Below are 17,842 nucleotides of genomic sequence, written 5' to 3'. Positions count from 1 at the left end.
TTTTTCTCTTATTGTTATTGATCGACTGATTGAAGGACTTCAGTTGCAGTGGATTTGCGATGGGGAACGGAACGACGGGCGCTCAACAGCACATGGGTGACCATGCCGAAAATCAGCCCCCAGAACGCCGCGGACAAACCGAACAACGACATGCCCGAAGCCGTGACCAGAAAGGTCACCAGCGCGGCTTCACGATCGCTCGGCACCGCCATCGCGCCCGTCAACGCACCGGCAATGGCGGCGAACAAGGCCAGCCCGGCCAGCGCCGCGATCAGCTCTTTGGGGAACGCGGAAAACAGCGAGACCAGCGTGGCGCCGAAGATCCCCAACAGCAGGTAACACAGGCCGCCGACCACCCCGGCCACGTAGCGTTTGCGAGGTTCTTCGTGGGATTCTCGACCGGTGCAGATCGCCGCGGTGATCGCCGCCAGATTCAGTCCATGGCAACCAAACGGCGCCAGCAATGCCGTGCCCAGCGCGCTACTGGCGATGATCGGGCTCGCCGGCGTCGGATAACCGCTGGCGCGCAGCACCGCCATGCCGGGCACGAACTGACCGGTCAGCGCCACCATCACCAGCGGCAAGGCGATGTTCAGGATCGCGCCCAGGCTGAACTCGGGCGTAATCCACACCGGCGTAGCCAGGCCGATCACCAGCGCTTCACGATGCAAATCACCGCTGAACGCGGCGATCGAACACCCCACCAGCAGCACCATCATCACCGCATAACGCGGCATCACCCGCTTGCAGATCAGGTAGCAGGCAAACATCGCCAGGACCAGCAAGGGCTTGTGCTGCATCGACACAAACAACCCGGTGCCGAAACTGAACAGGATCCCCGCCAGCATCGCCGCCGCGATGGCTGCGGGCAGCTTGCTGATGATCCGGTCGAAAGCGCCCGAGATGCCAACCGCGAAAATGATCAGGCTGCTGACCAGATAAGCCCCCACCGCCTCTGCCATGGAAATTTCCGGCAACAGCGTCACCAGCAACGCCGAGCCCGGCGCCGACCAGGCGATGATCACCGGAACGCGGTAGCGCAGGCTCAAACCGATACCGAGCACGGCGCTGCCAATGGAGATCGCCCAGATCCAGGACGACAACACTTCCCGCGAAAGATGAGCCGCTTCTGCCGCCTGAAAGATGATCACCAACGGGCCGGCATAGGAAATCACCGTGGCAATGAATCCAGCCACGGCGGCTGACAACGAGAAGTCCTGGAAAAACGCTTTCATGATTCAGGCACCGGTCGCTGACAACGCTGGGTTGAGGCCGGCAGCGCTACGTCGGCTGCTGATGGCGAACACGGTCATGGCCAGGGCCGCCACCGCACCAGGCAAGGCAAACGCCATGAAGTTCAGTTGCAAGGGCAAGCTGATCCCGAGCAAGGCACCACCCAGCAGCGGACCGACGATGGCCCCGTTGCGCCCAATGCCCGACGCCCAGCCCAGACCGGTTGAACGAATCGTCATGGAATAAAACTGCGCGGCGCAGGCGTACAAAAGAATCTGCGAGCCAATGGTGGTGGCACCCGCAATGGCGATCAGCAGGTACAACACCGGCATCGGGCTGTTGAAGCCCAACAGCGTGATCGACACCGCCGCCATGGCGAAAAACACCGCCAGCACCCGCGGCAGATTGAGTTTGTCGCCCAGCACCCCGCCACCGACCGCGCCGAAAATCGCCCCGAAGTTCAACACCAGCAGGAACGACAGGCTCGAACCCAGGCTGTAACCGGCGTTGGCCATCAGTTTCGGCAGCCAGGAACTCAGCGCGTACACCATCAACAGACAGCAGAAAAACGCCAGCCAGAGCATCAGCGTGCGCAGCGCACGACCTTCACGGAACAACTGCAACACCGGTGTGCCCGTGCCTTTCACTTCGGCCATGTGCAATTGATCAGACGTTTGTGCAACGTAGGCCGGATCAATCCGCTGGAGAATAATGCGCGCCTCTTCATTGCGCCCCTGACGCAACATGTAGCCCACCGATTCGGGCAGGAAATACATGATCAGTGGCAACAACAGCAACGGCAGGACCGCCACGTAAAACACCGACTGCCAGCCGAAACTCGGGATCAGCACAATGCCCAGCCCAGCGGACAGCATGCCGCCCACCGAGTAACCGCTGAACATGATCGCGACCAGAGTGCTGCGGATTTTTTTCGGCGCGTACTCGTTCATCAGTGCCACGACGTTAGGCATCACGCCGCCAATGCCGAGCCCGGCAATGAAGCGACACAGTCCGAACTCCGTGGGGTTGCGGGCGAATCCGTTGAGCACGGTGAAACCACTGAAGAGCATCACGCAGATCGTGATGGCCTTCTTGCGGCCGATCCTGTCCGACAGCGGTCCGAAGAACAGCGCGCCGAACATCATGCCGAACAGTGCATAGCTACCCAGTGCACCCGCTTGCAGAGGACTGAGCCCCCACTCTTTCATCAGCATCGGCAAGACCACGCCGTAGATCACCAGATCGTAACCGTCGAAGATGATGATCAGGGCACACCAGAACAGCACCATCCAGTGAAAGCGGTTGAAGCGAGCGTTGTCGATAACCTCATGTACGTCGATCTTGCGCATGGCATATATCTCTTGTTGTTGTTTTTTTAGAGCGGCGGTAACACGGCTTACGTCCGTACAGCCGAGGGTAGAGCCGCCCGATACGTGGCAATAGCCAGTGAGCGCAGATCACTATCCGTTTTGTGCAGGGCCCTGGAACGGGCATGGGAACGGAAGGCATTGAGCCTCTCCGACAAATTGTCTTCTTTGCGATCACATTTGAACGCTAAGCTTGGGCCTATGGATGACTCAGATTATTTACGCCTGCTGACCATCGCGGCCGAGCAAGCCAACGCATTTCTGTCCAATGCCCGCAAATGGGAGCGTGAGCGTTGGGTCTGCCAGCGCCTGCTGCAAGGCTTGAACATTCCCTATCGTGCCGATGAATTCGCCCCCGCCGGGGAGCCGCCGGATGTGTTGTTTCGCGATGCCAGTTTCGAGGTGTTCTTCGTGCTCGACGAGGGCCGGCGCCTCAACGATGAATGGCGCGACGAACTGCAACGCCGACGTAGCGCGTTTTCCCTGAGTCAACTGGTGCGCCGCGAGGCCAAGCCACGACGTATCCCCGCCAACGAGTTCTTGCTGCGATTGGCGCCGACTTTGCGCAAAAAAGCGCACAACTACAAAGAACGCGGCATGGATCTGGGTGAGCTGGACATCATTGCCTTCGCCAGCCTCAAACGCGAAGTGTTGGACCTCAACAGCCATTTTCCGCCGCCGACCGAATACCTGCGACAGGGCTGGCGTTCGCTGTCATTGGTTGGGCCGACATTCGCCCGCGTGCTGTTCGCTCACCCGGATGCGCCGGACTTCTTGCGCAGCAACCTGGGGCGCAGCATTGTTTTTGATGTCGGGATCAGTCTGTGAGCCTCGAGCCTTTCTCCGGTCAGCAGCTAAGCTGCGTTCACAGCTGAATATTTTCCCTGTAGCTTCTACACATTCAGCAACGTCTACCCCTGACGAGGCCCGATATGACCAGCCGCCTGAACCCCGACGACCAAAAGCATGTCGAAGAGTACCTGCAGTTGTCCCAGCACCAAGTCGAGCGCCGGCCTTTCCGGCCGTGGATGCTCCTTGTACTGGTCTTGGCAGTGACCATTGGTCTGGGCTTGTTGAGCCGACTTATCAGTTACCTGACGCTATGAGCAGCCTCGCGCTCGCTCGGGTAATTGCACCGATTTCCTTTAGCCTTGCGAGTTATCCCCATGTCCCATCGTATTGTCATTGTCGGCGGCGGCGCCGGCGGTCTGGAGTTGGCTACCCGTCTGGGTAAGACTCTGGGCAAGCGCGGCACAGCCAGCGTGATGCTGGTCGACGCGAACCTGACCCACATCTGGAAACCGTTGTTGCACGAAGTGGCGGCCGGTTCCCTGAACTCTTCCGAAGATGAACTCAACTATGTCGCCCAGGCCAAATGGAACCACTTCGAGTTCCAGCTGGGGCGCATGAGCGGGCTCGATCGCGCGAAGAAAAAAATCCAGCTGGCCGCCACCTATGACGAAGCTGGTGTGGAGCTGGTGCCGGCCCGCGAAGTGCCTTACGACTCGCTGGTGATCTCAGTCGGCAGTACCACCAACGATTTCGGCACCCAGGGCGCGGCGCAACACTGCCTGTTCCTCGACACCCGCAAACAGGCCGAGCGCTTCCACCAGCAATTGCTCAATCACTATTTGCGCGCTCACGCCGGTCAGACCGACACGATCGAGCAAATCAGCGTGGCCATCGTCGGCGCCGGTGCCACCGGAGTCGAGCTGGCCGCCGAACTGCACAACGCCGCCCATGAATTGGCAGCCTATGGCCTGGACCGGATCAAACCGGAAAACATGCACATCACCCTGATCGAAGCCGGGCCACGGGTGCTGCCGGCGCTGCCGGAGCGGATTGGCGGACCTGTGCATAAAACCCTGGAGAAACTCGGGGTCAACGTCATGACCAATGCTGCGGTCAGCGAAGTGACGGCCGACAGCCTGATCACCGCCGACGGCAAAGTGATCAACGCTAGCCTGAAGGTCTGGGCGGCGGGGATTCGCGCACCGGGTTTCCTCAAGGACATCGATGGCCTGGAAACCAACCGCATCAATCAGCTGCAAGTGCTGCCGACCCTGCAGACCACCCGTGACGAGAACATCTTCGCCTTCGGTGACTGCGCCGCCTGCCCGCAACCAGGCAGCGACCGCAATGTTCCGCCACGTGCCCAGGCCGCGCACCAACAGGCTTCGTTGCTGGCCAAATCGCTGAAACTGCGCATCGAAGGCAAGGCGCTGCCGGAGTACAAGTACACCGACTACGGCTCGCTGATCTCGCTGTCGCGTTTTTCGGCTGTGGGTAACTTGATGGGCAACCTCACCGGCAGCGTGATGCTCGAAGGCTGGCTGGCGCGGATGTTCTACGTGTCGCTGTACCGCATGCACCAGATGGCGCTGTACGGGCCGTTCCGCACGGCAATGCTGATGCTGGGGAGCAAGATCGGGCGCGGGACTGAGCCACGGCTCAAGCTGCACTGATGTAAACCTGTGGGAGCGAGCTTGCTCGCGATGGCGTCCTTTCTGTCGATATCAATGTCGCCTGATACACCGTCATCGCGAGCAAGCTCGCTCCCACAGGGTTTTGCGGCACGCCCAAGATTTTCGCGGGCAAAAAAAATCCCCGTATCTTTCGATACGAGGATTTTTAATATGGTCGGGGTAAGGGGATTCGAACTCCTGACATCCTGCTCCCAAAGCAGGCGCGCTACCGGACTGCGCTATACCCCGGTAAAAAAAAGGCACCTTTGAAAGGCGCCTTCTTCGATCAGCGCTTTTGGCCTCTGATCTTAAGATTCGATTCCAGCGCTAACTGGTTTCAAAAATGGTGGGTCGTGTGGGATTCGAACCTACGACCAATTGGTTAAAAGCCAACTGCTCTACCAACTGAGCTAACGACCCAAAAATGGTCGGGGTAAGGGGATTCGAACTCCTGACATCCTGCTCCCAAAGCAGGCGCGCTACCGGACTGCGCTATACCCCGGTTTGAAATTGGCTCCGTGACCAGGACTCGAACCTGGGACCCAATGATTAACAGTCATTTGCTCTACCGACTGAGCTATCACGGAACTACACATTTCAATTTACAACTTTGAAGCTTTACAGCGTTCTCTTCGACCCGTCCGCATCGCTGCGTTCGTGTGTCTGAGGCGCGCTATTCTACAATCTTCAGCACCTCTGTCAACCCCCTAAATTGCTTTCAAGTTAATGATTTGCAACTTATTTTGGATTCCTGCTTGGGGAGCGGAAACCCTGGCGGGTGACTTACTGCGGGGCGCACTTTACAAGCCTTTTCCTTTGAGTTCAACAGCCTAACGAAAAAAAGGCCTCGTTATGCGAGGCCTTTTCGATTTTGCCGCGGTTATGGATCAGACGAAGACGATTTCGTCGTTTTCCAACACACCGTGAGCGGTATCGCCCGGCATGAATCGACCGGACAGGATCAGCTGCGCCAACGGGTTCTCGATCCAGCGCTGGATAGCGCGCTTGAGCGGCCGTGCGCCATACACCGGGTCGTAACCGACCGCGATCAGCTTGTCCATCGCCTCAGGGCTAAGCTCAAGCTTCAGCTCCCGCTCGGTCAGACGGCTGCGCAGACGACCCAACTGGATCTCGGTAATGCCGGCGATCTGATCCCGCGCCAATGGCTCGAAGATCACCACTTCGTCGACCCGGTTGATGAACTCCGGCCGGAAGTGGCTGGAAATCGCGTCCATCACCGCTGCACGCTGCGCCTCACGGTCACCGACCAGTTCCTGGATCTGTACCGACCCCAGGTTGGAGGTCATGACAATCACGGTGTTCTTGAAATCCACCGTGCGGCCATGGCTGTCGGTCAGACGACCGTCTTCGAGCACTTGCAGCAGGATGTTGAACACATCCGGGTGCGCCTTCTCGACTTCGTCCATGAGGATCACCGAATACGGCTTGCGACGTACGGCCTCGGTCAGGTAACCGCCCTCTTCATACCCCACATAGCCCGGTGGCGCACCGATCAAGCGAGCCACGGAATGTTTCTCCATGAACTCGGACATGTCGATCCGCACCATCGCCTCTTCGGTATCGAAGAGGAATTCGGCCAGCGCCTTGCACAGCTCGGTTTTTCCGACACCGGTCGGGCCGAGGAACATGAACGAGCCGCTCGGGCGATTCGGGTCGGACAACCCGGCGCGCGAACGCCGCACAGCGTTGGAAACCGCCACCACCGCTTCGTCCTGGCCGATCACACGCTGGTGCAACAGGCTTTCCATTTTCATCAGCTTTTCGCGCTCGCCTTCGAGCATCTTCGACACCGGAATACCGGTCCACTTCGAAACGACTTCGGCGATCTCCTCTTCAGTCACCTTGCTGCGCAGCAACTGGTTTTCGGCTTTGCCATGCTGGTCGACCATTTGCAGGCTGCGTTCCAGATCCGGGATCACCCCGTACTGCAACTCGGCCATGCGGTTCAGGTCGCCTTTACGGCGGGCTGCTTCCAGTTCCTGACGGGACTGTTCGATTTTCTGCTGGATCTGCGCCGACCCCTGAACCTCGGCTTTCTCCGAATTCCAGATTTCTTCCAGATCCGAGTACTCACGCTCATGCCGAGCGATTTCTTCCTGCAATTTTTCCAGACGCTTCTTCGCCGCGTCGTCGCTTTCTTTCTTCAGCGCCTGGGATTCCACCTTCAGCTGAATCAGGCGACGCTCCAGACGGTCCAGCACTTCCGGCTTGGAGTCGATCTCCATGCGGATGCGGCTGGCGGCTTCATCGATCAGGTCGATGGCCTTGTCCGGCAACTGCCGGTCCGTGATGTAGCGATGGCTGAGCTTGGCCGCGGCAATGATCGCGCCGTCGGTAATCGCCACCTTGTGGTGAACCTCATAACGCTCCTTGAGGCCACGCAGGATGGCGATGGTGTCTTCTTCGCTCGGCTCGTCCACCAGCACTTTCTGGAAACGTCGCTCGAGAGCGGCGTCCTTCTCTATGTATTGGCGGTACTCGTTGAGCGTGGTGGCGCCCACGCAGTGCAGCTCACCACGGGCCAGGGCCGGCTTGAGCATGTTGCCCGCATCCATCGAGCCTTCGCCTTTACCGGCACCGACCATGGTATGCAGCTCGTCGATGAACAGAATGATCTGCCCTTCCTGCTTCGACAGTTCATTGAGCAATGCTTTGAGGCGCTCTTCGAACTCGCCGCGATACTTGGCACCAGCGATCAGCGCCCCCATGTCCAGGGACAGCAGGCGCTTACCCTTGAGGCCGTCCGGCACTTCGCCGTTGATGATGCGCTGGGCCAGGCCTTCGGCGATGGCGGTCTTACCCACGCCAGGCTCACCGATCAGCACCGGGTTGTTCTTGGTCCGACGTTGCAGCACCTGGATGGTCCGGCGAATTTCATCGTCACGGCCGATCACCGGATCGAGTTTGCCGTCTTCGGCGCGCTTGGTCAGGTCGACGGTGTATTTATCCAGGGCCTGGCGCGCCTCTTCGTGGTTCGGGTCGTTGACCGCCTCGCCACCACGCAGGTTGTTGATTGCGTTCTCCAGGGCTTTCTTGCTCACACCCTGACCGAGCAACAGTTTTCCGAGCTTGCTGTTCTCGTCCATGGCGGCGAGCAGCACCAGTTCGCTGGAGATGAACTGGTCGCCCTTCTGCTGGGCCAGACGATCGGCCTGATTGAGCAGGCGCGCCAGATCCTGCGACATGTTCACGTCGCCGGTCGGGTTCTGGATTTTCGGTAGCTGGTCGAGCTCTTTGGTCAACTCTTTACGCAGGCTGTTGACGTCGAAGCCCACCTGCATCAGCAGGGGTTTGATCGAGCCGCCCTGCTGTTCGAGCAAGGCTTGCATCAAGTGCGCCGGCTCAATGGCCGGATGATCGTGGCCGACAGCCAGGGATTGGGCATCGGACAACGCTAACTGCAATTTGCTGGTTAAACGGTCTATACGCATGGGTCACCTTCCTTTTGAGCAGGCCGGACCTATAAAACATCCTGAATGAAGAAACCTGCCAGATAGCACAATAGATGTGGTCGATTCTGGGAGTTTCAAGCGTCGTGACGTTGATGCAGGTCAGGCAAGTCTAGCGTTCGAGCCAGATCAAGGAAGCAAATCGACCGGTACGAGGATTTCGCCGGTAAGAGAAGAAGCGCGGATCGGTTACTGTGCAGAATCCGCCACCATAGACTGCAGTGACACCGCGAACCGCCAGACGCAAGCGGGCCAGCATATAGATGTCGGCCATGAACTTGCCGGCGTTTACGCTTGGCACAAAAGCCTCAGCCGCTTGCGGCAACTGTGTCACGAAGGTTTCGCGTACCTCCGGGCCAACCTCAAAGGCTTTCGGACCAATGGCCGGACCCAGCCACACCAACACATCGGCAGGAGGTACAGCCAGACTGTCGAGCGTGGCTTCCAGCACACCCGCCGCCAACCCGCGCCAACCGGCATGAGCCGCTGCGACTCGAGTGCCGGCGCGGTCGCAAAACAATGCTGGCAGGCAGTCAGCAGTCATCGCCGCACAGGCGATACCGGGTGTCGACGTCCAACTGGCATCGGCAGTGTCCACCCGGCCCGGATCGGCATGGGCCACGACGATGCCGTGGACCTGCTGCAGCCAGGCCGGTTGCATGGAGAAATGATCGGTAAGGCGACGGCGATTCTCGGCAACAGCTTCAGGGCTGTCGTCGACGTGATCGCCGAGGTTGAGGCTGTCGAACGGCGCCACACTGACGCCGCCCGCACGGGTGGTTACACAGGCTTTGACCCCGGCCGGCGCGGGCCAGTCAGGAATCAGCCAGTCACTCATCCGATGAACGCCTCGCGGTCTTGCTTGAGCAGGGTCAGCAGCCAGACGAAGTCTTCCGGCAACGGCGATTCCCAGCTCATGCGCTTACCGGTGGTCGGATGATCCAGTTCCAGGAAACGCGCATGCAGCGCCTGACGCGGGAAGTTTTTCAGGGATTCGACCATGGTTGGGTTGGCTGCCGGCGGAATACGGAAACGACCACCGTAGGCGGGATCTCCGACCAACGGGTAGTTGATGTGCGCCATGTGCACGCGAATCTGGTGCGTACGGCCGGTTTCCAGCTTCACCCGCACGTGGGTGTGGGAGCGGAAACGCTCTAGCACGCGGTAATGGCTGACGGCTTGCTTGCCACCTTCCATCACGGCCATGCGCTGGCGCTGCTGGCCGTGACGACCGATCGGCGCGTTGATCTTGCCGCCAGCGGTCACTACACCGATCACGATGCACTCGTAGATCCGGCTGACGCTACGGCTCTGCAACTGTGTCACCAACTGCGTCTGCGCTTGAATGGTCTTGGCCACCACCATCAGACCGGTGGTGTCCTTGTCCAGGCGATGCACGATACCGGCGCGGGGCACATTGATGATGTCCGGCACGTGGTGCAGCAAGGCGTTGAGCAGGGTGCCATCGGCATGACCGGCAGCCGGGTGTACCACCAGGCCCGCAGGCTTGTTGATCACCAGGATGTCGTCGTCTTCGTAGACGATGTCCAGGGCAATATCTTGAGCGACCCATTCGCCCTGAGCTTCCTGCTCGGCAGTCAACTCAAGGATGGCGCCGCCATGGACGATGTCTCGCGGGCGGATAACCGCCCCATCCACAGTCAGGCGGCCGTCTTTGATCCAGGCGGAAAGGCGCGAGCGCGAGTGCTCAGCGAATAATTGTGCGGCGACTTGATCGAGGCGTTGGCCGCCCAATTCGGACGGCACCTCTGCGCGAAGTTCAATTTTATCGGACATGCTCAGACTAGGCGTCGGCACAGCCTTTGGTTTCGGCTGCGCGCTTGTGGTTAAATACGGCGTCTTTTGCCCCGAGGCTATTCAACGGGGCGTTCATCATAACAGGACGGCCACGCCCAAGACAGCGGCCGTCATAGGGACGCAAGCCGCCATGCAAGTGAAACACCTGCTGCTGATCGCCATCCTCGCATTGACCGCTGCTTGCTCATCGAAGGAAGTCGTAGACGAAAACCTCAGTGAAGTCGAGCTGTACCAACAGGCTCAAAACGACCTGGACAACAGTAGCTACACCAGTGCCATTGCCAAGCTGAAGGCTCTGGAATCGCGTTATCCGTTCGGTCGTTATGCCGATCAGGCGCAACTCGAACTCATCTACGCCAACTACAAGAACACCGAGCCAGAAGCGGCCAAGTCCGCTGCGGAGCGCTTCATTCGTCTGCACCCACAGCATCCGAACGTCGATTACGCCTACTACCTCAAGGGCCTGACTTCTTTCGACCAGGACGTCGGCCTGCTGGCGCGCTTCCTGCCGCTGGACATGACCAAGCGTGACCCGGGCGCCGCCCGCGACTCCTACAACGAGTTCGCCCAGCTGACCAGCCGCTTCCCGAACAGCCGCTACGCGCCAGACGCCAAGCAGCGCATGATTTATCTGCGCAACCTGCTGGCGGCCTACGAAATTCACGTGGCCGACTACTACCTGACCCGTCAGGCCTATGTCGCCGCCGCGAACCGCGGTCGTTACGTGGTGGAAAACTTCCAGGAAACCCCTTCGGTCGGCGACGGCCTGGCGGTGATGACCGAAGCCTACCAGCGCCTGCATCTGGACGAACTGGCTGCCACCAGCCTGGAAACCCTGAAGCTCAACTACCCGAACCACCCGACGCTGGTGGACGGTCAGTTCGTGCCGACCGTGGCCGAAGCCGACAACCGTTCCTGGCTGAGCAAGGCGACCCTGGGCCTGATCGAGTCTCGTCCACCGCTGCCACCGGGCGAAACCCGCGCCAACCAGGACGTGCAGAGGCAGTTCCAGGACGCCAAGGACGCGATCCCGAGCGAGCTCAAACCTAAAGACGACAATGGCGAAGCGGTCGAAGAAGAAAATCACGAAGCGCAAGGCAACGACAGCGACCGTTCGTGGTTCAGCCACATGACATTCGGCGTGTTCGACTGACACCTTGGTGTTGTGTAAAAAAGGGAGACTTTTTCAAGTCTCCCTTTTTCAAGCGCTTGTTACACTGTGCGCCTGACAGGTCCTTGGCTAAACTGCCGGATCATCAGTCGAAAAGCAGCTCACCATGCTTCGTTTATTGTTCTGGATCGCCCTGATTGCCGCTGCAGTATGGTTCTGGCGCAAATTCAAGGGGCAGGCCTCCACCCCCAAGCCCCCTGCCGAACGGGAAGCGGCGCCAATGGTCCGTTGCGCCCATTGCGGCGTTCACCTGCCCCGTGACCGTGCGCTGAGCCTCGACCAGCAATGGTATTGCAGCCAGGCTCATCTCGAGCAAGACAAGGGCTCCAGAGGCCGCTGACACCTCACCCGAAATGGCGACCGATTGAGAACTATCGCGCGCCCCCAAGGAACTGAAAGGCATCGATCGACGTCTGACGCAGATTATTCAAGATCACTCTCTGCGAATGAACCGGGTAATCGAAAACGTCCTGCACCTGCAGCGCCGCGAGCAAATGTCGCCGCTACGGCTCGACCTGAAATCACTGGAAATACTCGATAATGAAGCCCCAGCCCGCCATATCAAAGGCCTGGGGCTTTATCTGTCCGGCCAGCCGGGCGAAAGCATTCTGTCCCGCCTAGACTTCAAAGCACGCCAGGAAGACGGCTGCTTTTGCATGACCTATGCTCACGGACGAACCCCACGTTGAACACGAGACCACGACAAAAAGTCTTGATCGTCGATGACGAACCAGACATTCGCGAACTCTTGGAAATCACCCTGGGAAGGATGAAACTGGAGACGTTCAACGCCCGCAACGTCGGCGAAGCGCAATCCCTGCTCAAACGCGAAACCTTCGATCTATGCCTGACCGACATGCAGTTGCCGGACGGTACCGGCCTGGAGCTGGTGCAGCACATCCAGCAAAGCCACCCTCAGGTCCAGGTGGCAATGATCACTGCCTATGCCAGTCTCGAAACCGCGATCAATGTGCTCAAGGCCGGGGCATTCGACTTCCTGACCAAACCGGTGGACCTTACGCGCCTGCGTGAACTGGTCACCAGCGCCCTGCTGGTTCCTGCCCGCGGGGCTGGCATCAATCGATGTTTGTTGGGCGACTCATTACCCATGCGCAACCTGCGTAAACACATCACCAAACTGGCCAGCAGCCATGCGACGGTATACATCAGCGGAGAATCCGGCAGCGGCAAGGAGTTGGTCGCACGCCTGATCCACGATCAAAGCCCCCGCGCCAATCAGCCATTCATTGCGATCAACTGCGCGGCGATTCCTTCGGAACTGTTGGAGAGTGAGTTTTTCGGCCATCGCAAAGGTAGTTTCAGCGGCGCCATCGAAGACAAACCCGGCCTGTTCCAGACAGCTCACGGCGGCACGCTGCTCCTCGACGAAGTGGCTGACCTGCCGCTGACAATGCAAGTCAAACTGCTGCGCGCGATTCAGGAGAAAGCCGTACGCAGCGTCGGCGGGCAGCAGGAAGTGGCGGTGGATGTGCGCATTCTCTGCGCCACGCACAAGGACCTTGGCGCCGAAGTTGCCGCCGGACGATTTCGTCATGATCTTTACTACCGCTTGAACGTGATCGAACTCCCGGTGCCGCCCTTGCGCGAGCGTCGCGATGACATCGAAATGCTGGCCAGCCACATACTCAAGCGCCTGGCCGCCGATACCGGCCAACCTGCAACGAGACTCCACCCCCAGGCCCTCGATGCGCTGAAAAGCTATCGCTTCCCGGGCAATGTGCGGGAACTGGAAAACATGCTCGAACGGGCGCACACACTGTGTGAGAACAAACAGATCGAAGCCGGCGACCTGCGCCTGGCTGAAGGCAACTGCGGGGCTGAAGGTGGCGTGCCGGACCTGACCCGGATCGACAATCTGGAAACCTACCTGGAAAACGTCGAACGCCAACTGCTGCTCCAGGCCCTGGAGGAAACCCGCTGGAACCGCACGGCGGCGGCTCAGCGGTTGAATCTGTCATTCAGGTCGATGCGTTACAGGCTCAAGAAGTTGGGATTGGATTGATGCTTTAAAAAGATCGCAGCCTGCGGCAGCTCCTACCTGGGAGCGTACATTCTGCAGGAGCTGCCGCAGGCTGCGATCTTTTGTGCTTGCTTCAAAGTCTTCCGGCAGGCGCATAAGGCGCCGGATCAATAATCGGCGCCCGGCCCAGCATCACATCGGCAAACAACTGGCATGACGCTGGCGCCAACACCAGCCCGTTACGGTAATGCCCGCAGTTGAGCCAGAGCCCGTCAAACCCCGGCACAGGGCCGATATAAGGAATGCCCTCGGGTGATCCCGGGCGCAATCCGGCCCAATGCCCCACCACTTCAGCATCGACCAGCGCCGGGATCAATTCCACCGCGGACGCCTTCAGGCTTTCCAGTGCCGACCCGGTCGGCGTCTTGTCAAAGCCTTCATGCTCCAGCGTACTGCCGATCAGTATGTGCCCGTCGCGCCGGGGAATCGCATAACGGCCCTTGGCCAGGACCATGCTCGGCAGGAAATCCGCCGCACACTTGTAGAGAATCATCTGCCCTTTCACCGGCTCGACCGGCAGCGTCAGATCAAGAAGCTTGAGCAAATCACCGCTCCAGGCCCCCGCCGTCAGGACGACTTGATCGCCCAGGACAGTACCAGTGGAGGTCTGTACGCCGACCACTTTATTGCCGTCACGAACAAACCCGCTGACTTCGCACTGCTCATGAATCGTCACGTTCGGCAGCGCCAGCAACGCGGCCTTGAGTGACTTCACCAGACGCGGATTACGCACGTTGGCGACGTTGGCCATGTAGATCGCCCGGGAAAAACCGCTGCCCAGCACCGGCACGGCGTCATGGGCCGCCGAAATATCCACCGCACTCAACGGACGATTTTCCCGGGCGGCCCATGCCAGCGCTTCAGCCTCGTCATCCAGATCCAGCCAGTACAGACCAGTGGTGTGCACTTCAGGATCAACACCGGTGGCGGCAAACAAGCGCTCGCCCAGTTGCGGGTAGAAGTCCTGGGACCAGTGAGCCAACGCGGTGACCGCTGGGCTGTAGCGCCACGGGTAAAGCGGCGAAACGATGCCGCCACCGGCCCAGGACGACTCCTGGCCGACGCTCGAGCGATCCAGCAGCACAACGCTTTGCACTTCGGAGGCGAGATTGAAGGCCGTCAGCAATCCAATCACCCCACCGCCGACAATCACCACTTGCTGTTGCCTGGTCATGTTCTGATCCAATCGTTAAATAGACAGAGGGTACAAAAGGCACCCGAAAAAGAAACTCAGCGCCCCCAGCAGTCTTTGCTGGTCAGGCCGGATTTCGCGTTGACCATACCGAGCACACCGGTGTTGGTGATGGTCAGATCACCGCACTTGTCGGCGGCCATGCTCGAGTCAGCCTTGCGCACCGCCGTCAGCAGAAAGGTCTGGTCGGTCAGGGTCGGTGTGATGCTGTAGTAATCATTGCCGGCACTGAGGCCCGGCGCATCGGTGTAGGCATTTTTCTGCGAGTAGAAGCGCTCCAGGAGCTGCGTCTGCTCCGAGAGCAGACCGGCCACTTCTGCGCGACGGCCCTTGTTCAGGTACTCGGTGAAACTCGGGGCAGCAATGGTCATGACAATACCGATGATCGCAATCACGATCATGATTTCGATCAGGGTAAAACCGCGGTTGGAACTACGCATGCCTCAATTCTCACTCACTGTACTTGTCGCCACATGATGCGACGGCTGCCGCCGGATTTTTCCATCCCCGCAGTACCGTCGCCAGTGGAATCGTTCACGCCCCCGCCATTGTCGCTGGCGTCCTGGGTCGAATGCTCGCCGATAAAGATCACGCCATCGGATAGCGTGTCGCTGTTGTCGACCACGCCATCGGCGTTGCTGTCGAGCATCTTAACGCTGATCGCCTCCGGCAGCTTCAGGCAGACGGCTTTCAACCCCTGATTGCTGTGGTAAAAACCGTACCAGTTGCCATTGGCCAGACAGGTTGGCCGGTTCAGCGCTGGCGAATCCGCTGACGTGGCAGCGTGCGCCGACATCGACAGGTCAAGCGCGACTACGACATAGATCAGTTGTGACCATAACCTGACAGGTCGCTCAGTACTTCGCATAGATGCTCTCCACCACACTGCGCGAATGCCCTGCGATGCCGACCGCCGTTACCCGATACAAGGTCGCCGGGGTATTGATGGGCACATTCACCGCATTTCGGCTGACACCGATATTTTGCACGCCATAAAAGCCCTTGCCCGATGCAACCCAGGTCACGCCTGAAGAGGCGTTGAAACCGGCAGCGGTAATAGTCGAAGACTCGGACGGTGGTGCGCATTGAACGATGCCGCTACAAACAGGTAACGCATAACTGTCCCGCCGCACGGCACTCTCGCCCACCCGCAATGCGGCTTCGGCACTCTGGAACGACTGATTGCGCAAGGCGACGCCACCGGCCATTTTTTCCTGCAGGGTAGCGCTCTGCATCGATGAAAGACCAATCAACGTCAGCAAGAGCAGGAACACCAGACTGACCAACAGTGCCATGCCGCGCTGGGTATCACACGTCATGGGAGACCGACTCATTGGCACCCTCTCATGGCAAGCGGTTGCGCAGAGCGGCAACCACGTTGAAGGTTTGATCGCTCACCCGGTGATTCGGATCGAAGAGGGTCAGGCTCAGGCGAACGCTACGAATCAGCGCGGGGTCCGGCGGGTTGCTACTGTAGCGCGAGGCAGCCAGATCAGTGGCTGTACTGGCCAGGCCGAAGCTCACGTCGAAAGCGCTGACGTTGTCCACCAATACCTGGTCTGCTGCGGCCCCGCCTTTCATCAGCAGTTGGTTGTTGCTGAAGCTGTAAATCAGCCGCCGGATCGGAAAGGCCAGTTGCCCTGCCACTGGCGTCCGACCTTCACTGTAGGCCGTCGAATTGGTTCGACAATCGGAAAGCACGGTCCAGTCCGGCTTGCCGCCATTGCCGCCGACATCCGCCGTAACCAGCGTCAACTTGCGGCCGCCGTTGTCCCAACGGATCGGTGCTAGCTGACTGGCATGGAAATCACCTTTCTCACTTGAATCGGTGATCGTTTCCAGACAACCGAACATCCCGACCATGCGGACTTCCTGAATCATTTTGCTCAACACGAAACGTGCGTCCTCCTGCATGTTCGCGGCCGCGTTCTGGCTGAGATAAGTGTTCTTGGCTGCGATAAAAACCTGTACCACGCCCAGCACCACAACCAGGCTCAAAGCCATGGCGATCAGCAGCTCGACCAGGCCAAACCCCTTGCTGCGGCGACTCACGGGGTCACCACCGGATCAATGGCCGTGCGACTGGTCAGGACGAAGCTGCGCCGCGAGTCGGCGGCCTTCGCAGCCCGTGAGTCGTCCCAGGTTATCGTGATGGTGTACACCTTCTGATTGACGGTGACACTGCCCGTCGCGGAGGCACCGAGTGAACTGACAATGCTGGCGTTGAAATCAAACAGGTCCTGATCCCGGGTAACGTCCGGATTGCCCGAAGCCGGCGGCGCAATCGTGTAATCCGCAGCGGCGTTGGCGCGAATGCGGTCCATCAGGTCGTAGGCGATAAAACTGGCCTGACTGGTCATGCGCGCGCTGTCCGTGTATTTCAACGCATTGAGCTGAAACGCCGCTGCCCCCAGCAACCCCACTCCCAGAATGACTAACGCCACCAGGACTTCGATCAGCGTCATGCCCTCTTGCGTGCGCTTGCTCCCTGCTTTCATCCGCAATTTCCACCCAATAGAATTCGTCCGTTCAAACACACCGTCAGCGTCCTGCCTTGTGCTCCCCGCCCATAGCTGATCACCACCTCTGAGGACGGTGATGACAATCCGCCCATACTGTTGAAATCGATGAAAGTCAGGCCTGAGGTTAGCGCCAGAGTTGCGCTGCTGCTCATCGCCGGAACAACCCGCAATACATTGGCCAAAGCGCCCGTACCGTCGTAAACCGCCAGCTCCCCGCTCCAGGCATCCCCACCGGCCGTCGGGCGCACCCGTGTGGTGTTGCCCCGATCGATGGCTTCGAGCCGGGCAAAACTCAGGGCTCGTCGCAGGTCAGCGATTTCAGTATCAGCCCTGGTTGTTTGCGTCGAGCGGGTAAACGCCGGAACAGCCAGAGTCAGCAAAATCAGAAGGATCGCGAGCGCGACCAGCAACTCGATCAGCGTGAAACCTTTTGTAGGATGATCCATCGGGGCCTTCTGTTTCCTTCAGCTATACCTGCCCTTACGCGGCACAACATTCGAGCGATGCGGTGCGTTTGCGTTGGCATTTCTCGCGCAGGGATTGCGCGAGCCACAGCACGCCAC

Annotated in this window: 18 protein-coding genes, 4 tRNA genes and 1 pseudogene; 7 read left to right on the top strand and 16 right to left on the bottom strand. The window is 59.4% G+C overall.

Going from position 1 to position 17,842, the window contains the following annotated elements:
* Window positions 1-14 precede the first annotated feature (14 nt).
* Together AC1DXW_RS09580 and AC1DXW_RS09575 are read right to left on the bottom strand one after the other, a co-directional pair.
* The gene (locus AC1DXW_RS09580) at window positions 15-1,235 is read right to left on the bottom strand and encodes a benzoate/H(+) symporter BenE family transporter (protein ID WP_477753698.1); all 1,221 of its coding nucleotides are present in this window, start codon (window positions 1,233-1,235) and stop codon (window positions 15-17) included.
* A gap of 3 nt (window positions 1,236-1,238) precedes the next feature.
* Window positions 1,239-2,582 carry an aromatic acid/H+ symport family MFS transporter gene (locus AC1DXW_RS09575; RefSeq protein WP_477753699.1) on the bottom strand — a complete coding sequence of 448 codons (1,344 nt, stop codon included), beginning with the start codon at window positions 2,580-2,582 and terminating at the stop codon, window positions 1,239-1,241.
* A 219-nt stretch (window positions 2,583-2,801) separates the two neighbouring features.
* Between AC1DXW_RS09575 and AC1DXW_RS09570 the strand changes: the two genes are divergently transcribed.
* The 3 genes from AC1DXW_RS09570 to AC1DXW_RS09560 all read left to right on the top strand — a co-directional run bounded on the left by AC1DXW_RS09570 (window position 2,802) and on the right by AC1DXW_RS09560 (window position 5,065).
* Complete coding sequence (locus tag AC1DXW_RS09570; protein WP_007970534.1) at window positions 2,802-3,428, top strand: DUF1780 domain-containing protein; 627 nt, start codon at window positions 2,802-2,804, stop codon at window positions 3,426-3,428.
* 104 nt (window positions 3,429-3,532) lie between these two features.
* Window positions 3,533-3,706, top strand: a complete 174-nt coding sequence (locus tag AC1DXW_RS09565) for a DUF3094 domain-containing protein (RefSeq protein WP_007970531.1) — start codon at window positions 3,533-3,535, stop codon at window positions 3,704-3,706.
* Window positions 3,707-3,766: 60 nt separating this feature from the next.
* Complete coding sequence (locus AC1DXW_RS09560; RefSeq protein ID WP_223454827.1) at window positions 3,767-5,065, top strand: NAD(P)/FAD-dependent oxidoreductase; 1,299 nt, start codon at window positions 3,767-3,769, stop codon at window positions 5,063-5,065.
* A gap of 172 nt (window positions 5,066-5,237) precedes the next feature.
* Here AC1DXW_RS09560 and AC1DXW_RS09555 read toward each other — a convergent pair.
* From AC1DXW_RS09555 to rluD, 7 genes are all read right to left on the bottom strand, one after another.
* Window positions 5,238-5,314 (bottom strand) — tRNA-Pro (locus AC1DXW_RS09555).
* Between the two features lie 95 nt (window positions 5,315-5,409).
* Window positions 5,410-5,485, bottom strand: a tRNA-Lys gene (locus tag AC1DXW_RS09550).
* A gap of 5 nt (window positions 5,486-5,490) precedes the next feature.
* Window positions 5,491-5,567 (bottom strand) — tRNA-Pro (locus AC1DXW_RS09545).
* Window positions 5,568-5,576: 9 nt separating this feature from the next.
* Window positions 5,577-5,652: transfer RNA gene (locus tag AC1DXW_RS09540), tRNA-Asn, on the bottom strand.
* Window positions 5,653-5,952: 300 nt separating this feature from the next.
* Window positions 5,953-8,517 (bottom strand): ATP-dependent chaperone ClpB, encoded by a 2,565-nt coding sequence (gene clpB, locus AC1DXW_RS09535; RefSeq protein WP_477759967.1) that lies wholly within the window; start codon window positions 8,515-8,517, stop codon window positions 5,953-5,955.
* A 130-nt stretch (window positions 8,518-8,647) separates the two neighbouring features.
* Complete coding sequence (pgeF, locus tag AC1DXW_RS09530; protein ID WP_477753701.1) at window positions 8,648-9,373, bottom strand: peptidoglycan editing factor PgeF; 726 nt, start codon at window positions 9,371-9,373, stop codon at window positions 8,648-8,650.
* A complete protein-coding gene (gene rluD, locus AC1DXW_RS09525; RefSeq protein ID WP_007990414.1) occupies window positions 9,370-10,332 on the bottom strand; it encodes a 23S rRNA pseudouridine(1911/1915/1917) synthase RluD in 963 nt (320 codons plus the stop codon). The genes pgeF and rluD overlap by 4 nt, the downstream gene beginning before the upstream one ends.
* Before the next feature lie 151 nt (window positions 10,333-10,483).
* Here rluD and AC1DXW_RS09520 point away from each other — a divergent pair, with 151 nt between their 5' ends.
* The 4 genes and pseudogenes from AC1DXW_RS09520 to AC1DXW_RS09505 all read left to right on the top strand — a co-directional run bounded on the left by AC1DXW_RS09520 (window position 10,484) and on the right by AC1DXW_RS09505 (window position 13,547).
* Entirely contained in the window at window positions 10,484-11,506 is a 1,023-nt protein-coding gene (locus tag AC1DXW_RS09520) for an outer membrane protein assembly factor BamD (protein WP_477753702.1), read from the top strand.
* Window positions 11,507-11,630: 124 nt separating this feature from the next.
* Complete coding sequence (locus AC1DXW_RS09515; RefSeq protein ID WP_223454819.1) at window positions 11,631-11,864, top strand: PP0621 family protein; 234 nt, start codon at window positions 11,631-11,633, stop codon at window positions 11,862-11,864.
* Window positions 11,865-11,892: 28 nt separating this feature from the next.
* A pseudogene (locus AC1DXW_RS09510) lies at window positions 11,893-12,213 on the top strand (hypothetical protein); the annotation flags it as partial.
* Complete coding sequence (locus AC1DXW_RS09505; RefSeq protein ID WP_477753703.1) at window positions 12,210-13,547, top strand: sigma-54-dependent transcriptional regulator; 1,338 nt, start codon at window positions 12,210-12,212, stop codon at window positions 13,545-13,547. The pseudogene AC1DXW_RS09510 and the gene AC1DXW_RS09505, both read left to right, overlap by 4 nt.
* 91 nt (window positions 13,548-13,638) lie before the next feature.
* Here the strand turns inward: AC1DXW_RS09505 and thiO are convergent, their stop codons facing one another.
* Genes thiO through AC1DXW_RS09470 form a run of 7 tightly spaced genes read right to left on the bottom strand, consistent with a single transcriptional unit; the run spans window position 13,639 to window position 17,725 of the window.
* Window positions 13,639-14,739: a glycine oxidase ThiO gene (gene thiO / locus AC1DXW_RS09500; RefSeq protein WP_477753704.1), complete on the bottom strand. Its 1,101-nt coding sequence runs from the start codon at window positions 14,737-14,739 to the stop codon at window positions 13,639-13,641.
* A gap of 56 nt (window positions 14,740-14,795) precedes the next feature.
* Complete coding sequence (locus AC1DXW_RS09495; RefSeq protein ID WP_477753705.1) at window positions 14,796-15,197, bottom strand: type IV pilin protein; 402 nt, start codon at window positions 15,195-15,197, stop codon at window positions 14,796-14,798.
* Window positions 15,198-15,211: 14 nt separating this feature from the next.
* Window positions 15,212-15,625, bottom strand: a complete 414-nt coding sequence (locus AC1DXW_RS09490) for a hypothetical protein (RefSeq protein WP_477753706.1) — start codon at window positions 15,623-15,625, stop codon at window positions 15,212-15,214.
* A complete protein-coding gene (locus AC1DXW_RS09485) occupies window positions 15,612-16,091 on the bottom strand; it encodes a pilus assembly PilX family protein (protein WP_477753707.1) in 480 nt (159 codons plus the stop codon). Before AC1DXW_RS09485 ends, AC1DXW_RS09490 begins: the two co-directional genes overlap by 14 nt.
* A 10-nt stretch (window positions 16,092-16,101) precedes the next feature.
* Complete coding sequence (locus AC1DXW_RS09480; protein WP_477753708.1) at window positions 16,102-16,809, bottom strand: PilW family protein; 708 nt, start codon at window positions 16,807-16,809, stop codon at window positions 16,102-16,104.
* Entirely contained in the window at window positions 16,806-17,255 is a 450-nt protein-coding gene (gene pilV / locus AC1DXW_RS09475) for a type IV pilus modification protein PilV (protein ID WP_477753709.1), read from the bottom strand. Before pilV ends, AC1DXW_RS09480 begins: the two co-directional genes overlap by 4 nt.
* Window positions 17,252-17,725 carry a GspH/FimT family pseudopilin gene (locus AC1DXW_RS09470; protein ID WP_477753710.1) on the bottom strand — a complete coding sequence of 158 codons (474 nt, stop codon included), beginning with the start codon at window positions 17,723-17,725 and terminating at the stop codon, window positions 17,252-17,254. The genes pilV and AC1DXW_RS09470 overlap by 4 nt, the downstream gene beginning before the upstream one ends.
* Window positions 17,726-17,842: the final 117 nt, after the last annotated feature.

It is taken from the genome of Pseudomonas sp. P4_C4 (assembly GCF_056402055.1).
This window is presented reverse-complemented; position numbering and strand designations above follow the sequence as displayed.

Coding starts and splice junctions, on each gene's coding strand:
- AC1DXW_RS09560 (WP_223454827.1), top strand. CDS start 3,767: ATGTCCCATCGTATTGTCATTGTCGGCGGCGGCGCCGGCGGTCTGGAG.
- AC1DXW_RS09565 (WP_007970531.1), top strand. CDS start 3,533: ATGACCAGCCGCCTGAACCCCGACGACCAAAAGCATGTCGAAGAGTAC.
- thiO (WP_477753704.1), bottom strand. CDS start 14,739: ATGACCAGGCAACAGCAAGTGGTGATTGTCGGCGGTGGGGTGATTGGA.
- AC1DXW_RS09570 (WP_007970534.1), top strand. CDS start 2,802: ATGGATGACTCAGATTATTTACGCCTGCTGACCATCGCGGCCGAGCAA.
- AC1DXW_RS09495 (WP_477753705.1), bottom strand. CDS start 15,197: ATGCGTAGTTCCAACCGCGGTTTTACCCTGATCGAAATCATGATCGTG.
- rluD (WP_007990414.1), bottom strand. CDS start 10,332: ATGTCCGATAAAATTGAACTTCGCGCAGAGGTGCCGTCCGAATTGGGC.
- AC1DXW_RS09515 (WP_223454819.1), top strand. CDS start 11,631: ATGCTTCGTTTATTGTTCTGGATCGCCCTGATTGCCGCTGCAGTATGG.
- clpB (WP_477759967.1), bottom strand. CDS start 8,517: ATGCGTATAGACCGTTTAACCAGCAAATTGCAGTTAGCGTTGTCCGAT.
- AC1DXW_RS09470 (WP_477753710.1), bottom strand. CDS start 17,725: ATGGATCATCCTACAAAAGGTTTCACGCTGATCGAGTTGCTGGTCGCG.
- AC1DXW_RS09520 (WP_477753702.1), top strand. CDS start 10,484: ATGCAAGTGAAACACCTGCTGCTGATCGCCATCCTCGCATTGACCGCT.
- AC1DXW_RS09485 (WP_477753707.1), bottom strand. CDS start 16,091: ATGAGTCGGTCTCCCATGACGTGTGATACCCAGCGCGGCATGGCACTG.
- AC1DXW_RS09580 (WP_477753698.1), bottom strand. CDS start 1,235: ATGAAAGCGTTTTTCCAGGACTTCTCGTTGTCAGCCGCCGTGGCTGGA.
- AC1DXW_RS09575 (WP_477753699.1), bottom strand. CDS start 2,582: ATGCGCAAGATCGACGTACATGAGGTTATCGACAACGCTCGCTTCAAC.
- pilV (WP_477753709.1), bottom strand. CDS start 17,255: ATGAAAGCAGGGAGCAAGCGCACGCAAGAGGGCATGACGCTGATCGAA.
- pgeF (WP_477753701.1), bottom strand. CDS start 9,373: ATGAGTGACTGGCTGATTCCTGACTGGCCCGCGCCGGCCGGGGTCAAA.
- AC1DXW_RS09490 (WP_477753706.1), bottom strand. CDS start 15,625: ATGCGAAGTACTGAGCGACCTGTCAGGTTATGGTCACAACTGATCTAT.